The organism is Nakamurella sp., assembly GCF_048594475.1.
Lineage (GTDB): Bacteria > Actinomycetota > Actinomycetes > Mycobacteriales > Nakamurellaceae > Nakamurella.
In genome coordinates this window covers 1-13532 of the sequence record NZ_JBMDXT010000554.1, presented here as the reverse complement: position 1 = coordinate 13532, position 13532 = coordinate 1, and the positions used below count along the sequence as shown (strand labels likewise).

The 13532-nt window shown below is 74.0% G+C and carries 11 protein-coding genes; 8 read left to right on the top strand and 3 right to left on the bottom strand.

Going from position 1 to position 13532, the window contains the following annotated elements; all coding sequences use genetic code 11:
• Positions 1-395: FAD-dependent oxidoreductase (locus ACOJUF_RS24850; protein WP_420124482.1), on the bottom strand; the 395-nt coding region annotated here is incomplete at its 3' end.
• 335 nt (positions 396-730) lie between these two features.
• Between ACOJUF_RS24850 and ACOJUF_RS24845 the strand changes: the two genes are divergently transcribed.
• Positions 731-1117, top strand: a complete 387-nt coding sequence (locus ACOJUF_RS24845) for an oxidoreductase (protein ID WP_420124481.1) — start codon at positions 731-733, stop codon at positions 1115-1117.
• A gap of 22 nt (positions 1118-1139) precedes the next feature.
• Here ACOJUF_RS24845 and ACOJUF_RS24840 read toward each other — a convergent pair whose 3' ends face one another.
• Positions 1140-2663 (bottom strand): leucyl aminopeptidase, encoded by a 1524-nt coding sequence (locus ACOJUF_RS24840; protein WP_420124480.1) that lies wholly within the window; start codon positions 2661-2663, stop codon positions 1140-1142.
• A 103-nt stretch (positions 2664-2766) separates the two neighbouring features.
• Here ACOJUF_RS24840 and gcvT point away from each other — a divergent pair, with 103 nt between their 5' ends.
• Positions 2767-3873, top strand: a complete 1107-nt coding sequence (gene gcvT, locus ACOJUF_RS24835; protein WP_420124483.1) for a glycine cleavage system aminomethyltransferase GcvT — start codon at positions 2767-2769, stop codon at positions 3871-3873.
• A gap of 112 nt (positions 3874-3985) precedes the next feature.
• On the top strand, positions 3986-5107 hold the full coding sequence (locus ACOJUF_RS24830; RefSeq protein ID WP_420124479.1) for a branched-chain amino acid aminotransferase: 1122 nt from the start codon (positions 3986-3988) through the stop codon (positions 5105-5107).
• Positions 5108-5221: 114 nt separating this feature from the next.
• On the opposite strand, the gene rpmB is transcribed toward ACOJUF_RS24830, so the two are convergent.
• The gene (rpmB, locus tag ACOJUF_RS24825; RefSeq protein WP_420124478.1) at positions 5222-5413 is read right to left on the bottom strand and encodes a 50S ribosomal protein L28; all 192 of its coding nucleotides are present in this window, start codon (positions 5411-5413) and stop codon (positions 5222-5224) included.
• Between the two features lie 189 nt (positions 5414-5602).
• Here rpmB and ACOJUF_RS24820 point away from each other — a divergent pair, with 189 nt between their 5' ends.
• The 5 genes from ACOJUF_RS24820 to ACOJUF_RS24800 form a co-directional block, all read left to right on the top strand.
• On the top strand, positions 5603-6961 hold the full coding sequence (locus tag ACOJUF_RS24820) for an acetyl-CoA carboxylase biotin carboxylase subunit (RefSeq protein WP_420124477.1): 1359 nt from the start codon (positions 5603-5605) through the stop codon (positions 6959-6961).
• A gap of 41 nt (positions 6962-7002) precedes the next feature.
• On the top strand, positions 7003-7923 hold the full coding sequence (locus ACOJUF_RS24815) for a hypothetical protein (RefSeq protein WP_420124476.1): 921 nt from the start codon (positions 7003-7005) through the stop codon (positions 7921-7923).
• A gap of 29 nt (positions 7924-7952) precedes the next feature.
• Entirely contained in the window at positions 7953-8372 is a 420-nt protein-coding gene (locus ACOJUF_RS24810) for a DUF3592 domain-containing protein (RefSeq protein WP_420124475.1), read from the top strand.
• A 157-nt stretch (positions 8373-8529) separates the two neighbouring features.
• Positions 8530-10836, top strand: coding sequence for an ATP-dependent DNA helicase RecG (recG, locus tag ACOJUF_RS24805; protein ID WP_420124474.1), 2307 nt, complete (start codon positions 8530-8532; stop codon positions 10834-10836).
• Positions 10837-10916: 80 nt separating this feature from the next.
• Positions 10917-13532: pyruvate carboxylase (locus ACOJUF_RS24800; RefSeq protein ID WP_420124473.1), on the top strand; the 2616-nt coding region annotated here is incomplete at its 3' end.

Sequence of the window (13532 nt, the reverse complement as noted above, 5' to 3'; positions counted from 1 at the left end):
CCGATGTACCGGTCGTTGCCCACGACCACGGTGTTCGGGCCGACGAACGTGCCGGTGCCCTCCACCACGGTGATGCCGCGGGACTTGATCAGGCCCTGCAGGCCCTTGTACAGGCGGGTGATGACCCCGTCCTTGTACTTGAGCAGGGCGGTGGTGTCGATGCCGTCGAAGGACGACTTGACGCCGATGGACGCGCCCTCGCGGGCCTCGTCGGCGACCTCGGCGGCGTGCAGCAGCGTCTTGGCCGGGACACAGCCCCAGTGCAGGCAGGTGCCGCCGAGCTTGTCCTTCTCGATCAGCGCCACCGACATGCCGAGCTCCGCGGCCCGCAGGGCGGCGGCGTATCCGCCGGAACCTCCGCCCAGGACGACCAGGTCGACGTTGGTGTCGGTCATCGCTACGCGCTCCTCTTCCCAGTTCGGCCGCTCGGCCGAACCGCACTGAATACGAATCTCATTACCGGTCGGATCAACGCTCGACGTGCGGTCGCGATTCCGGCGGCATGGTCGGGTGGGCCGTTGGCCGGTGCTCCCAGTCGGCGCGGTGTCCATCTTGGCATCCCCGCAGAATCGGCGCCCTGTCAACCGATTGCCGGTGACCGGGAACACCCGGGTCCCGCCCGGTCGGCCGGCACCCGTCCGGGACCCGCCCGGCACCCGTCCCGCCCGGCGGCCCGGTCCCGTCCGGGCGGGCGGTCCGGCCGGGCCCGCGGACCAGGGATGATCGAGGCATGGGCATGTTCTCCTGGCTGGGCAGACTGGGCCGCCGATCGGACCCGGCGGCGTCGTCGGGCGCGACCGCCGGCGGGAAGCCGCCGCGCGGCAAGGTGGCCGACGACCTGGCCGAGTGGGCGGGCCGCCGGCGCGGCGTCGAGGTTTTCGTCGAACCCAAGACGGCGGTGACCGGCACCAGCGTCGTGCTGGTCGCCCACGACGGCGAGTTCACCCGGCGCCGCATCTCCTCGCCCAAGGCGGCGCAGAAGTTCGCGCACGCCCACCAGCTGCCGATCTACGACGCGATGATCGTCGGGTACCCGCAGCGGATGCGCGACTACTCGCGCCGGCAGACGATCCTGCGCGAGCGCGAACAGCGCGCCGCCCTCGACGACCAGCACTGACCGGCCGGCGCCCGGCGCCGGCTCAGCCCGCGGCGATCTCGGCCAGGGCGGCCAGCAAGGTGCGAACGGGCACCCCGGTGCCCCCGGAAGCGGTGTAGCCGTAGGGCTTCCCGTCGTTGAAGGACGGGCCGGCGACGTCCAGGTGGACCCACTGCACGCCGTCCGCGACGAACTCGGCCAGGTAATGCCCGGCCACCAGCATGCCGCCGGCCGGCTCGTTCGAGATGTTCTGCAGGTCGGCCAGCGGCGAGTCAAGGCCCTCCCGCAGGTGCTCGGGCAGGGGCATCGCCCAGCCGCCCTCCCCGACCGACCGGGCGAGCTCGGCGACCCGGTCCCGCAGCGCCGGAGTGCCCATCACGCCCATCGTCCGCTTGCCCAGCGCGACGACCTGCGCCCCGGTCAGGGTGGACGTCTCCAGCAGGTACTGCGGGCCGTCCTCGCAGGCCCGGACGATCGCGTCGGCCAGCACCAGCCGACCCTCGGCGTCGGTGTTGAGCACGTGCACGGTCTTGCCCGCGGTGGCCGCCCGGCCGCGGCCGGTGCTCGCGCCGCCGTAGTGGCGCAGCACGTCGCCGGGGCGGTAGGCGGTGCCCGACGGCATGTTCTCGGCCAGCGCGGCGTAGGCGATCACCGTGACCGGCAGGGCGAGCCGGGCGGCGCCGAGCACGGCGGCGACGACCGCGGCGGCGCCGGCCATGTCGCTGGTCATCTGGTCCATCTTGGGCCCGGGCTTGATCGAGATGCCGCCGGTGTCGAAGGTGATGCCCTTGCCGACCAGGGCGACGGTCGCCGAGGACTTCGCCGGGGTGTACGCGATGCGCACCAGCCGCGGCGGCCGCGACGAGCCCGCGCCGACCCCCAGGATGCCGCCGTAGCCACCCTTGGCCAGGGCCTTCTCGTCGAGCACCTCGACGCTCAGGCCGGCCTTGGTGGCCGCGGCCGAGGCGCGCCGGGCGAACTCGGCCGGGAAGAGGTCGTTGGGCGCCGAGTTGACCAGGTCACGGGCGAACGCGACGGACTCGGCGGCCACGGTGGCCCGCTCCAGCACCTGCTTGGCCGCCTTGTTGGCCGACGGCACGGCCAGCACGACCGCATCGACCGGCGCCGCGGACGGCTTCTTGTAGGTATCGAACACGTACGCGCCGAGCAGATGCCCCTCGGCGGCCGCGGCCGCGTCGACCAGCGAGAGCGTCGAGACCACCTTCCCGTGACCGGCCACCGCCCGGGAGGCCGCGCCGGCGGCGATCCGGACCCGGTCGGCCAGCTCGGTGCCGGGCCCGCTCCCGCCCGCGCCGTCACCGGCCTCGGGGACGGGCTTGCCCAGACCGACCACCACCACCCGATCGGCCCCGGCCCGGCCGGATCCCGGCAGCGTGACCGTGCCGCCCGTGCGCCCGGTGGCCCCGGCCAGCCCGGCGGCCGCGACCAGTTCGGCGAACCGCTCGTCGAGGGCGACGGGACCGTCCGCGCCCTGCTGCGCGGCGACCACCAGGGCATCGGCCTTGAGGGTCAACGGATCGGCGGTGGTCAGGCTCAGGCGTGTCATGCCCTGCACCGTAGCCGGGCCGGTCCCGCGCGTGCGGCGGGCACCGGTGCGCCCCGGGACGAGCGCACGTTACGGTCGGCGCATGGCCGACCCCGACGCCGAGATGCCCGCCCCGCTCAAGCACTCCCCGCTGGATGCCCGGCACCGCGCCCTGGGCGCGACCATGGGCGCCTTCGGGGGGTGGGACATGCCGATCTCCTACGCCGGGGCCGGCGTGGTCGCCGAGCACACCGCGGTGCGCACCAGCGTCGGCGTGTTCGACGTGTCCCATCTGGGCAAGGCATCGGTCACCGGACCGGGCGCGGCGGCCTTTCTCAACGACTGCCTGAGCAACGACCTGGGCCGGATCCGGCCGGGACAGGCGCAGTACACCCTGTGCTGCACCGGGGACGGCGGGGTGCTGGACGACCTGATCGCCTACCTGGTCTCGCCCGACGAGGTGTTCCTGGTGCCGAACGCGGCCAACACCGCCGCGGTCGTCGCCGCCCTGGCCGCAGCGGCGCCCGCGGGCGTCGAGGTGGTGGACCGGCACACCGACCACGCGGTGCTGGCCGTGCAGGGCCCGGCCTCCGCCGAGGTGCTCGACGCGGTCGGCCTGCCGTCGGACCTGGACTACATGTCCTGGCGGGACGGCACCCTGGACGGGCTGCCGGTGCGGGTCTGCCGCACCGGGTACACCGGCGAGCACGGCTACGAACTGCTTCCGGCCTGGACGGACGCGGAGGCGGTGTGGGACGCGGTGGTGCACGAGGCGGACCGGCGCGGCGGCCGGCCGGCCGGGCTCGGCGCGCGCGACACGCTGCGGACCGAGATGGGCTATGCGCTGCACGGCCAGGACCTGGGCCCCGAGATCACCCCGGTGCAGGCCCGGGTCGGGTGGGCGGTCGGCTGGCGCAAGCCCAGCTTCTTCGGCCGCGACGTGCTGCTGGCCGAGCGGGAGAACGGCCCGCACCGCGCCTCCTGGGGCCTGCTGGCGCTCGACCGCGGGGTGCTGCGCGGGCACCTGCCGGTGGTCGACGGGGGCGGCACGCGGATCGGTGAGACCACCTCCGGGACGTTCTCCCCGACCCTGGGCGTCGGCATCGCGCTGGCCCTGATCGACACCGTGGCCGGGATCGTCGAGGGCGACGAGATCGGGGTCGACGTGCGCGGCCGGACCATGCGGGTGCGGGTGGTCAAGCCGCCGTTCGTCCCGGCCCACGTGCGCTGAGCCGCCCGTCCCCGGGTGCGCCGACCAGGCCGATCCGGTAGAACTGGCCTGATTTCAGCGGCGGCCCGGACGAGATACTCGGACGTCCTACTAATTGCGATATCGTTGCTCCATGACGACCTCCACCGCCGGCGCGAGCGCGCTCCCGACGTTCCGGCGCGAACTGCATCCTTCGCCCGTCAGCGTCAGCCGGCGGGACGAGATCCACGCGGCGCCCGGGTTCGGCCGCTATTTCACCGACCACATGGTCCTCATCGACTACGACGAGGGCCAGGGCTGGCACGACCCGCGCGTGGTGCCCTACGGCCCGTTCTCGATCGACCCGGCCACCATGGTGCTGCACTACGGCCAGGAGATCTTCGAGGGGCTCAAGGTCTTCGCCCAGGCGGACGGGTCGCTCGCGGCTTTCCGGCCCGAGGCCAATGCCGCCCGGTTCAACCGCTCGGCCGACCGGCTGGCCGTCCCGCAGCTGCCGGAGGAGCTGTTCCTGGGGGCGATCCGCGAGCTGCTGGCGGTCGACGGCGAGTGGGTGCCGCGCGGCGGTGAGTCCTCGCTGTACATCCGGCCGTTCGTCATCGCGACCGAGGTCGGCCTCGGCGTCCGGCCCTCCAACAGCTACCTGTTCTGCGTGATCGCCTCGCCGGCCGGTCCGTACTTCCCGCGCGGGGTCGCCCCGGTCAGCGTCTGGTGGTCGACCGAGTACGTGCGGGCCGCCCCCGGGGGCACCGGCGCGGCCAAGTTCGGCGGCAACTACGCCGCGTCCCTGGCCGCCCAGGCGCAGGCTGCGGAGAAGGGCTGCGACCAGGTCGTCTGGCTGGACGCCGTCGAGCGGCGGTGGGTCGAGGAGATGGGCGGGATGAACCTGTTCTTCGTGATGGGCTCCGGGCCCACCGCGGAGCTGGTCACCCCCGAGCTGTCCGGGTCGCTGTTGCCGGGTATCACCCGTGACTCGTTGCTGGAGATGGCTCGCGAGCTGGGCTACGGCGCCGCGGAACGGCGGATCTCGACGGACGAATGGGCCAAGAAGGTCGAGAGCGGGGAGCTGACCGAGGTGTTCGCCTGCGGGACGGCGGCGGTCATCACCCCGGTCGGCTCGGTCCTGCACGCCGAGGGCGGGTTCGACATCAACGGCGGCAAGCCCGGACCGATCACGATGGAACTGCGGCAGCGGCTGACCGATCTGCAGTACGGCCGCATCCCGGACACCCACGGCTGGCTCACCCGGCTGGGCTGAGCGGGGGAACGAGGCTTCCCCGGGGCCCGACGACGTGCCCCGGGGAAACACGGAAACGGCGCCGATCGATGACGATCGGCGCCGTTCTCGTCGGAGCGGGCGGGACGAGCGGGGTCAGCCCCGGACGACCTTGCCGGCCTTGATGCACGACGTGCACACACTGATCTTGCGCACGGTGCCCGGCGCGACCTGCGCCCGCACCGGCTGAACGTTCGGGTTCCACCGGCGGTTCGTCCGCCGGTGCGAGTGGGACACGCTCATGCCGAATCCCGGACCCTTGCCACACACTTCACACACGGCAGCCACGCCGAACACCCCTGTCACAATCCATGCGAGCGGCCAGACCGGTGTCACAGCGGCCGTTCAGAGCAGTCAACTACGGCCCGGCGGCCGCCGGGCAACCTCCCTAGGGTACTGATCCGGCGGCCAGACGCCAAACCCGCCTCGCGCCGTGCCTGTCCGAGACAAGCCCGCGCGAGGGGAGAAGGAGACATCATGGCCCCGATCCGCCGACTCCTGGTCGCCAACCGTGGCGAGATCGCCGTGCGGGTGATCCGGGCGGCCGGCGAGATGGGCATCACCGCGATCGCCGTGCACAGCGACGCCGACGAGCACTCCCTCGCGGTGCAGCTGGCCGACGAGGCGGTGCGCATCGGCGGCGCCCACGCCCGCGAGAGCTACCTCGACGCCGACGCGCTGCTGGCCGCGGCCCGGCGCACCGGGGCCGATGCCGTCCATCCCGGCTACGGATTCCTCTCGGAGAACGCCGACTTCGCCCGGGCGGTGACCGCGGCCGGGCTGACCTGGGTGGGGCCCGACGCCCGGACCATCGCCCGGATGGGACACAAGGCCCAGGCCATCGCCACGGCGAAGGCGGCCGGCGTCCCGGTCGTCCCGGGCAGTGACGGGCTGATCGCCGATGCCGACGCCGCACTGGTGGCGGCGGCCCGGATCGGCTACCCGATGCTGATCAAGGCGGCGGCCGGCGGCGGTGGCCGCGGCATCCGGATCGCCGGCGACGACGCCGAGCTGGTCGCCGGCGTGGCCGCCGCCCGGGCCGAGGCGCAGGCGGCCTTCGGCGACGGCGGGATCTACCTCGAGCGGTTCGTCCCGCGGGCCCGGCACATCGAGGTCCAGGTCGTCGGCGACGGGACCGACGTCGTGCACTTCTTCGAGCGCGACTGTTCGCTGCAGCGCCGCCGGCAGAAGATCTGGGAGGAGGCGCCGGCCGCGGTGCTGGACGAGGACACCCGGGCCCGCCTGTGTGCCGCCGCGGTCGCGCTGGCCCGGTCGGTCCGCTACCGCGGCGCCGGCACCGTCGAGTTCCTCTACGACCCGTCCACCGGCGAGTACTTCTTCATCGAGATGAACACCCGGATCCAGGTGGAACACCCGATCACCGAGGAGATCTGCGGGGTCGACCTGATCCGGCTGATGCTCACCGTCGCGCAGGGCGATCCGCTGCCGCTGGCCCAGCCGGACGTCGTCCGGCGCGGCCACGCGATCGAGGTGCGGATCAACGCCGAGGATCCGGCCCGGGCCTTCCGGCCGTCACCGGGGACGATCGACGGGCTGCGCTGGCCGGCCGGACCGGGGGTGCGGATCGACACCATGGCCGAGGACGGGGCCGTCATCGGTCCGTACTACGACTCCATGATCGGCAAGCTCATCGTCTGGGCACCGGACCGCCCGGCCGCGCTGGCCCGCCTGCGCCGGGCCCTGCGCGAGACCCGGCTCGGCGGTCCGCGGACCACGCTGCCGTTCTTCGCGGAGCTGCTCGACCAGGCCGACGTGGTCACCAACGACCTGCACACCACCTGGCTCGAACGGTGGCTGGCGGGTGACGGGCGCTGATCCGGGTGTCGCGCGCGGAGGGCTGGGGCACCATGGGACCCATGCTCGCGCTGGACGCCGATCTCGTCGCTCGCTGGTTCGACCGGTTGCGCCGGCCGGATCCGGCGGTGACCGCCCGCTGGGGGATCCGGCCGTCCGCCCAGGAGCGTGAGGTGCTGGACGAGGGCGGCATCGCCGTCGCCTGCGCGGTCCGGGACCTCCCGCCGCCGGCCCCGGTGCTGCCGTTGACCGAGCCCGCGGCTGAGTTGCTCCGCGGCTACCTCACCGGCCTGGCGGCCGGCATCTCCGAGGCCCGCCGGCTGCTGGTGACCGAGACGGCCGCCGACCTGATGGGCGGGCTGGACCCGGGGTCGGCGGTGTCCGGCGGGCTGGCCCTGGCCGCGGGTCTGAACGCCGGCGCGGCGGCCTTGGACGAGGCCACCCGCGGGTCGTCGGTCCCGCGCTCGGCGACGGCCGGCCCGACGGTCGCGGAGGCCGCCCGCTCGGCCGGGGTGGCCGGTGCCGAGCTGGTGGTCGACGGCGCGGATCTGCGCCAGGTGGCCGCCCGGGCCGCGCAGACGGTGGCCAACAGCTGGTTGACCGGGCTGCCCGCGGACGGGCCGGGGACCGGCGAGGGCCGGTCCGACGACCGGGCCAAGGCGCTGATCGGGATGGTGCTGCTCGCCCTGGAACACGAGTGCCGGGACCCCCTGCCCCCCGCCCGCCCGGCGGGCTGCGGCGCCGGACCGGGGGAGAACCGGGGGGTGACGTTCCTGGCCGAGATCACCTGCACCCTGCACGTCGAGGCGGCGTCGCTTCCCGGGCTGACCGGGGAACTGGGACGGCTGTGCCGGGAGGTCTCGATCTGGCCGACCGGCGGCGACCCGGCCGTGCACCTGCACACCGATCACCCGGGCGAGGTGATCGAGCAGCTCTACGCCAGCGGGATGCCGTTCGATCTGACGATCACCCGGATCGGCTGACCGGTGGTGGGCATCCTGGCGGGGTCGGCATGACCGGGGGCCTGGCGATCCCGCTCTGGGCCGGGGTGGCGGTGCTCGCCGCCGGCGGGGTGTTCGTGGTGATCGGGGTGCTGACCACCACCGCGGATCGGCGGCGCCGTCGAGCCTGGCGCCCGGTGACCGGGGTCGTCGTCGGGTCCCGCCTGGACGGAGACGGCCACCAGCGGTGCCAGGTCGAGTACCCGGGCCCCGACGGCCGGCCGGTCCGCTTCTGGAACCGGTTCACCACCGCCGGCGGCGCGGACCGGACCGGGCAGACAGTGGCCGTGCTGGTCAATCCGGCCGACCCGCAGGACGCCGTCGTGAGCGCCGGCGCGGCCTCCGGCCGGCTGGTCGGCTCGGCGTTCCTCGCCTTCGGCGCCGTGGCCGAGGTGGCCGGCGTGCTGCTGGTGGTCGCCGCCCTGTCCTGATCGCCGCCGGGCGACACCGCGCCCGGGGCCTCGACGGGCCTCGGCGCTCCAGACCCCGCGTCGACCGGCGTCGCGCGGAGGGTCGGCGGCGGCCTGTCGGTGGCCGGGGTCAAGATGGTGGGGTAATGCCGGCCGAGGACGCGGGGACTGGACGAACGTGGCACAGATCGGGCTGGACACCCCGCTCAAGGGCGTGGTGGGCGCCCGCACGGCGAACCGGCTGACCGACAAGCTGCAGCTGGCCACCGTCGGTGACCTGCTGCGGTACTACCCGCGCAAGTACGACCAGCGGGGCAAGCTGACCGACCTGGCCAAGCTGGTGGTCGGGGAGCGGGCCACGGTCTGGGGCCGCGTCGTCCGGGTGACCGAACGCGACCTTGGCTACCGGGGCGCCGGCGGCGGTCGCGGCCGCGGGCGGGGCGGCGGGCGGCCGCCGGTCCGGCACATCACCAACGTGGTCATCGGGGACAGCAATCGCCAGCTGACGTGCACGTTCTTCAACCAGTACCACTGGGCCAGGGCGCTGCCGGTCGGCACCGACGCGATGTTCTCGGGCAAGGTCAGCACGTTCCAGGACAAGCTGCAGATGAGCTCGCCGACGGTGGCGGTGCTCTCGGACACCTCGGGCTCGGGCGAGCGGGACGACGGCGCGGCGCTGGAGGTCATCGAGTCGTTCCCCGGCGGCGTCATCCCGGTGTACCCGCTGGTCGACGGCATCTCCCAGGCCGTCCTGCAGCAGTCGGTGCGGACCGTGCTGGACCTGCGGCCGGCGATCGAGGACCCGGTGCCCGATGTCCTGCTGGCCGAGCACGGCCTCATCGACCTGGCCACGGCGCTCCAGGACATCCACCGGCCGCGTACCCACGAGCACCTGGACAAGGCCCAGGAACGGCTGCGGTACGACGAGGCGCTGGCCGTGCAGCTGGTGCTGGCCCGGCGCCGGGCCGAGGCGAAGCGGTTCCCGGCCGAACCGTGCCCGCGGATCCCCGGCGGCCTGCTGGACGCCTTCGACGCCGACCTGCCCTTCGAGCTGACCGAGGGCCAGCGGGCGGTGGGCGAGGTGATCGCCGCCGACCTGGCCACCATCCACCCGATGAACCGGTTGCTGCAGGGTGAGGTCGGTTCGGGCAAGACCGTGGTCGCGCTGCGGGCGATGCTCCAGGTGATCGACTCGGGCCGGCAGGCGGTGATGCTGGCGCCGACCGAGGTGCTGGCCGCGCAGCACGCCCGGTCGCTGCGCCAGGTGCTCGGGCCGCTGGGCCGCGGCGGGGAGCTGGGCGCACCGGCCGGCGCGACCGCCATCACCCTGCTGACCGGGTCGCTCGGCGCCAAGGCCCGCAAGCAGGCCCTGCTGAACATCGCCTCCGGTCAGGCCGGCATCGTCGTCGGCACCCACGCGCTGCTGTCCGAGGGCGTGTTCTTCGCCAACCTCGGCCTGATCGTGGTGGACGAGCAGCACCGCTTCGGCGTCGAGCAGCGGCATGCCCTGCGCACCAAGCATCCCGCGGGCAGCCCGCCGCACGTGCTGGTGATGACCGCGACGCCGATCCCGCGGACCGTCGCGATGACGGTGTTTGGCGACCTGGACACCTCCACCCTGACCCAGCTGCCCCGCGGACGGTCACCGATCGGCACCACCGTCGTGCCGGCCGCCGAGAAGCCGGCCTGGGTCGAGCGGGCCTGGGAACGCATCCGCGAGGAGGTCGGCAAGGGGCACCAGGCCTACGTCGTCTGTCCCAAGATCGGCGACGAGGGGGGCGGCGAGAACGGCGGGGAGCTGTTCGAGGACGGCACCGTGTTCGACCCGGACGCCGACCCCGACGCCGACCCGGGCGCGGCGGACGGCAAGCGTCCGCCGCTGGCCGTCACCCAGGTCGCGGCGATGCTGCGGGACGGACCGCTCGCCGGCCTGCGCCTGGGTGTGCTGCACGGCCGCCTGGTGCCGGCCGAGAAGGACGAGGTGATGTCCGCGTTCGCGCGCGGCGAGCTGGACGTGCTGGTGGCCACCACGGTCATCGAGGTCGGCGTGGACGTGCCCAACGCGACCATGATGGTGATCATGGACGCCGAGCGGTTCGGCATGTCCCAGCTGCACCAGCTGCGCGGCCGGGTCGGCCGTGGGTCGGCCCCCGGCATCTGCCTGCTGGTCAGCGAGGCGCCCGCCGGCACCCCGGGCCGGGCCCGGCTGGACGCCGTCGCGGCCACCACCGACGGGTTCGAGCTGGCCGAGGCCGACCTCGAGCTGCGCCGCGAGGGCAACGTGCTCGGCACCGCCCAGGCCGGCCGCTCCACGGCACTGCGCCAGCTCTCGCTGCTGCGCGACCGGGACACCATCGAGCGGGCCCGCACCGATGCCGCCGGGCTCGTCGGCGACGACCCGGAGATGGCCCGCCGGCCCGGGCTGGCCGACATGGTCGCGGCCGTCATCGCCGAGCAGGAGCAGGACTACCTGGACAAGGGCTGAGTCCGGCGGGTGCGCGCCGGCGGTTCGCGCCGGTCGACCGCTCGGGGTCGGTGTCGGGCCGCCCGGGTAGGTTCCTCGGCATGTTCTCGAAGATCCTGGTGGCCAACCGCGGCGAGATCGCGGTCCGGGCCTTTCGCGCGGCCTGGGAGCTCGGCATCGACTCGGTGGCGGTGTTCCCGTGGGAGGACCGCAACTCGGTGCACCGGCAGAAGGCCACCGAGGCGTACCAGATCGGCGAGCGCGGCCATCCGGTCCGGGCCTACCTGGACATCGACTCGATCGTGCGGACGGCGGTGTCCGCCGGGGCCGACGCGGTCTACCCGGGCTACGGCTTCCTGTCCGAGAACCCCGATCTGGCCCAGGCCTGCGCCGACGCCGGCATCACGTTCATCGGGCCGTCCGCGCAGGTGCTGGAGATGGCCGGGAACAAGGCGACCGCGGTCGCCGCGGCCACCGCGGCCGGCGTGCCGGTCCTGCCGTCCAGCGCGCCCAGCGCCGACCCGTCGACGCTGATCGCGGCGGCCGAGGCGATCGGCTTCCCGGTGTTCGTCAAGGCGGTCGCCGGCGGCGGCGGCCGGGGCATGCGCCGGGTGAACACCCCACCTGAACTGCCGGAGGCCCTGGCCACCGCGATGCGCGAGGCCGACTCGGCGTTCGGCGATCCGACGGTCTTCCTGGAGCGGGCCGTGGTCGACCCGCGGCACATCGAGGTGCAGATCCTGGCCGACCACCGCGGCGGCGCGGGCGACCCGGCCGGCACCATCCACCTGTTCGAGCGGGACTGCTCGGTGCAGCGCCGGCACCAGAAGGTGATCGAGGTCGCGCCCGCGGTCGGGCTGGATCCGGGCCTGCGGCAACGCATCTGCGACGACGCGGTGGCCTTCGCCCGGCACATCGGCTACGTCAACGCCGGCACCGTCGAGTTCCTGGTCGAAGGGGACGGGCCGGACGCCCGCTACCACTTCATCGAGATGAACCCGCGCATCCAGGTGGAGCACACGGTGACCGAGGAGGTCACCGACGTCGACCTGGTCGGCGCGCAGATCCGCATCGCGGCCGGTGAGACCCTGGCCGACCTGGGGCTGTCCCAGGACAGCATCCGGGTCAACGGGGCCGCCCTGCAGTGCCGGATCACCACCGAGGATCCGGCCAACGGCTTCCGCCCGGACACCGGCAAGATCAACACCTACCGATCGCCCGGCGGCGGCGGGGTCCGCGTGGACGGCGGCACGGTGCACTCCGGCGCCGACGTCTCGGCCCACTTCGACTCGCTGCTGGTCAAGCTGACCTGCCGCGGTCGCGACTGGCAGCAGGCCGTGGCCCGGGCCCGGCGGGCGCTGGCCGAGTTCCGCGTCCGCGGGGTGGCCACCAACATCCCGTTCCTGATGGCCGTGCTCGAGGACCCCGATTTCGCCGCCGGCGGCGTCACCACCAGCTTCATCGAGACCCACCCCGAGCTGCTCACCGCCCGGCACAGCGCCGACCGCGGCACCCGGCTGCTGTCCTACCTGGCCGACGTCACCATCAACAAGCCGTACGGCGCCCGCCCGCGCGGCCTGATCGAGCCGCACCTGAAGCTGCCCGCGGTCGATCTGACCCATCCGGCGCCGCCCGGCACCCGGCAGGCGCTGGTCGACCTCGGTCCGGAGGCCTTCGCCGCCCGGCTGCGCGCCGCGCCCGACCTGCTCGTCACCGACACCACGTTCCGCGACGCGCACCAGAGCCTGCTGGCCACCCGGGTACGCACCCGCGACCTGGCCATGATCGGGCCGGCCGTCGCCCGGCTGACGCCCCAACTGCTGTCCATCGAGGCGTGGGGCGGGGCCACCTACGACGTCGCGCTCCGATTCCTGTCCGAGGATCCCTGGGAGCGGTTGGCCACCCTGCGCGAGGCCATCCCGACCATCGCCCTGCAGATGCTGCTGCGCGGCCGGAACACCGTCGGCTACACGCCGTACCCGCGCGCCGTCACCGACGCCTTCGTCCAGGAGGCGGCGTCGACGGGCGTCGACATCTTCCGCATCTTCGACGCCCTCAATGACGTGAGCCAGATGCGGCCGGCCATCGACGCCGTCCGGGCGACCGGCACCGCGGTCGCCGAGGTGGCTCTGTGCTACACCGGCGACCTGTCCAACCCGGCCGAGAAGCTCTACACGCTGGACTACTACCTGCGGCTGGCCGAGCAGATCGTGGACGCCGGCGCGCACGTGCTGGCGATCAAGGACATGGCCGGGCTGCTGCGCGCGCCGGCCGCGCACACGCTGGTCACGGCGCTGCGCGAGCGGTTCGACCTGCCGCTGCACCTGCACACCCACGACACCGCCGGCGGCCAGCTGGCCACCCTGCTGGCGGCGTCGGCCGCCGGCGTGGACGCGGTCGACGCGGCCAGCGCGTCGATGGCCGGGACCACCTCCCAGCCGCCGATGTCGGCGCTGGTCGCGGCGACCGACTTCACCGGCCGGCAGACCGGTCTGGACCTACACGCGGTGCAGGAGCTGGAGCCGTACTGGGAGGCCGTGCGGGCCCTCTACGCGCCGTTCGAGTCGGGCCTGCGCGCCCCGACCGGACGGGTCTACCAGCACGAGATCCCCGGCGGCCAGCTGTCCAACCTGCGCCAGCAGGCCATCGCGCTGGGGTTGGGCCACCGGTTCGAGGAGGTCGAGGCGACCTACACCGCGGCCAACGCGATGCTGGGC

What these genes read in the sequence shown, in the direction of transcription:
- ACOJUF_RS24845 (WP_420124481.1), top strand. Translation starts at nt 731, where the DNA reads ATGGGCATGTTCTCCTGGCTGGGCAGACTGGGCCGCCGATCGGACCCG.
- ACOJUF_RS24840 (WP_420124480.1), bottom strand. Translation starts at nt 2,663, where the DNA reads ATGACACGCCTGAGCCTGACCACCGCCGATCCGTTGACCCTCAAGGCC.
- gcvT (WP_420124483.1), top strand. Translation starts at nt 2,767, where the DNA reads ATGCCCGCCCCGCTCAAGCACTCCCCGCTGGATGCCCGGCACCGCGCC.
- ACOJUF_RS24830 (WP_420124479.1), top strand. Translation starts at nt 3,986, where the DNA reads ATGACGACCTCCACCGCCGGCGCGAGCGCGCTCCCGACGTTCCGGCGC.
- ACOJUF_RS24820 (WP_420124477.1), top strand. Translation starts at nt 5,603, where the DNA reads ATGGCCCCGATCCGCCGACTCCTGGTCGCCAACCGTGGCGAGATCGCC.
- ACOJUF_RS24815 (WP_420124476.1), top strand. Translation starts at nt 7,003, where the DNA reads ATGCTCGCGCTGGACGCCGATCTCGTCGCTCGCTGGTTCGACCGGTTG.
- ACOJUF_RS24810 (WP_420124475.1), top strand. Translation starts at nt 7,953, where the DNA reads ATGACCGGGGGCCTGGCGATCCCGCTCTGGGCCGGGGTGGCGGTGCTC.